At 39.5% G+C, this 524-nt stretch carries 1 protein-coding gene; it reads right to left on the bottom strand.

Annotated features, from left to right (window positions below; translation table 11 throughout):
• Positions 1-471 (bottom strand): transposase (locus tag I6F45_RS21280; RefSeq protein ID WP_197162053.1); only part of this gene is annotated, 471 nt, incomplete at its 3' end.
• Between the last annotated feature and the right edge of the window lie 53 nt (positions 472-524).

Genomic DNA, 524 nt, shown 5'->3' with positions numbered 1-524 from the left:
TTTTTTTTTGAGTACGAGTAAGGCGGCTGTTTCTGCTAACGCTTTGTCTTTACGATTAAGCTCTTTTTGAAGCTGCTTAATTTCTTGTTTGAGCTGTTTACTGTCTGATTTTACGGGCGTCGTTGAAGGCCCTTTAGCAAAATCTTGCTTCCATTGTTTAATATGATGCGGGTAAAGCCCCTTAGCACGGCAATATTCATTAAGAGCTGCTTCATCTAAACTCGCACATTCAATAATGGCGTTAAGCCTTTCTTCTAAGCTCCAGTCATGAGGGCGTTTTTCTGTTGTCATGTGACTACCATTATTTTTAGTTTCAAATTCATGGTTTTTAGCAAGCGCGATCCATCGTTGCAAGGTTGAATAACCGATGCCTAAATCAAGCGCAATATCTTCTAGGCGAACATCATCACATTGAGATAATGCTTTTTCAACAGCTTGAACTTTAAATTCTTGTGTAAATCGACGTCTCATTTTATCTGCCTCTATTAAAAGTTAGAGGCGACAACTATCCTGACACAGGGGGA

Origin of the sequence: Pseudoalteromonas sp. SWYJZ19 (assembly GCF_015864375.1) — a bacterium.
Classification (GTDB): Bacteria; Pseudomonadota; Gammaproteobacteria; order Enterobacterales; family Alteromonadaceae; genus Pseudoalteromonas; species Pseudoalteromonas arctica.
This window is presented reverse-complemented; position numbering and strand designations above follow the sequence as displayed.